The following is a 1,719-nucleotide window of genomic DNA, read 5'->3' on the forward strand; positions in this document are numbered from 1 at the left end:
TTGTAATTTCTTTTTTATGTTCAAGTTCGTTTATATAAATAAATAACTCATTATTTGAATCATAGTAATTAGTGTCTGGGTCATTTGTAAAAAAGCAAAGACTATTATTCTTAATGATTACATCTAATTCTTTACTCATTTGGGTGCAACCAATGAGAACTAAAATTGATAAAGTTACAGTCAGTTTGAACATGAGCTATCTTCTGGTTTCATAATTTTGAAAGTTAAAATAGTTTTTTTCTTTGAAACACAAACTAAAGCGGAAAAGTTTTTGTTGGTTTCTAGGTTAACGTTATATATTTTATTTTCTTCAAAAACATTCGACGGTATGGTTAAGCAATCACTTTTCTCAATCGGAAATTTTGTATTTTTGTATACTTTATTGTAAAGGCTTCTAAATTTTTCGTTTGGGTTGTACTCACCTACAAAAATAGTAAAGTAATTATCATTACTTAGGTATGTATTTTTATTGTTGGTATAGATACATATATTATTATCTTTCGTATCAATATTTAATTTGTGACTGAGTGGTTGTGCACAGGCTAAAAGTATTATGGAAGTCATAATTGAAAATAATATGTATATTGCTTTCATCATAGTTTATTCTTTAGGAAGGAGGAATTTATCATTAGGATTAGTTAAAAAGTTATTCAGTAAACTTCGCACTTTAGGTAATAGTTGGAGGCTGGTCTGATGGTGTTGTCGAGTGGGGTCTATATTTCGTAAATACATGGCATCAAACCAAAATTCAATAATGCGTCCTTGTTGTTCAAAATTAAAATCATTAAATTTTTTATTGTAATCTCGACCTAATAAATCGGTATCATATGCTTTTAGCTCATTTTTCCCAGAGTCTACAGAGTTGACTTGGGAAGTATAACCACCGTTACATAAATGTTTAATACCAAACCACCCGTTTGGAGCGCCTAATTGGTATTGCCAAACATGGGTCATTTCATGAATAAACCAATGCTGTAAACCTCCCTTAGATTTACTAAAATCCAGATTTGTAATATATTCACTTCTGGGTAGTACAATTTCACCCGCAGGTGTCATCGCATTTCCTGTTTTGCTATGTATATAACCTCCAATATTGATCAATACTTTTGAATAGTCAATTGAATTCTTAAAAACCAATTGGCACATTTGTATTTCACCAGCAGTGAGTTTTCTTCTAACACCAATTTTAAGATGCAATGCACTAGCAGTTTTAAAGTCCTTATCCATTTTTTGTAGTTTAGCTTTGAAGCTCGCCAGTACATTACTCATGATCATGTTTCTCATTAATTATAATTCTTACTTCGACTTCTTCATCACTATCACCAGTCGCAAATTCAGTTAAACCATTCATATCAGTCTTACCATGTATGACTCCATTTTTAGTAATGATTTCATAACAGATATTGACCAATGGCTCTTCCGTTAGCTCATCTTTTAGAAAAAATCGTTGACCGTATTGAAGCTGAGGTACAAATACAGAAGTAGCCATATTTTTAAATGAGGCTTTAGCGTTTCCTGAACCCGAACCATTAGCCATGACAGCTAAATCAGATATTTTTATGTATTTTGCGCCACATGTTGAAAGATCACCCGCAGCAATAATACTTTTACCTCCAACCGTCATAAAACCTTGATTAGAGGCAATAGCTTTTGATTGCATTTGACATTTGGGGCAATAGTGAGTCATTCCATCAAGATGTACGGCTTTACCATCAACAA

At 32.1% G+C, this 1,719-nt stretch carries 3 protein-coding genes and 1 pseudogene; all 4 read right to left on the reverse strand.

Going from position 1 to position 1,719, the window contains the following annotated elements; all coding sequences use genetic code 11:
• Positions 1-193: pseudogene (locus D7V20_RS20040) on the reverse strand (hypothetical protein); the annotation flags it as partial.
• Positions 181-597, reverse strand: a complete 417-nt coding sequence (locus tag D7V20_RS20420) for an NF045616 family extracytoplasmic (lipo)protein (protein ID WP_120385387.1) — start codon at positions 595-597, stop codon at positions 181-183. The pseudogene D7V20_RS20040 and the gene D7V20_RS20420, both read right to left, overlap by 13 nt.
• A gap of 3 nt (positions 598-600) precedes the next feature.
• Positions 601-1,269 carry a zinc protease gene (locus D7V20_RS19020; protein WP_120385388.1) on the reverse strand — a complete coding sequence of 223 codons (669 nt, stop codon included), beginning with the start codon at positions 1,267-1,269 and terminating at the stop codon, positions 601-603.
• Positions 1,262-1,719, reverse strand: a 458-nt coding sequence (locus D7V20_RS19025) for a PAAR domain-containing protein (protein WP_120385389.1), incomplete at its 5' end; no start/stop codon positions are given. The genes D7V20_RS19025 and D7V20_RS19020, both read right to left, overlap by 8 nt.

It is taken from the genome of Acinetobacter rongchengensis, from assembly GCF_003611475.1.
GTDB lineage: Bacteria > Pseudomonadota > Gammaproteobacteria > Pseudomonadales > Moraxellaceae > Acinetobacter > Acinetobacter rongchengensis.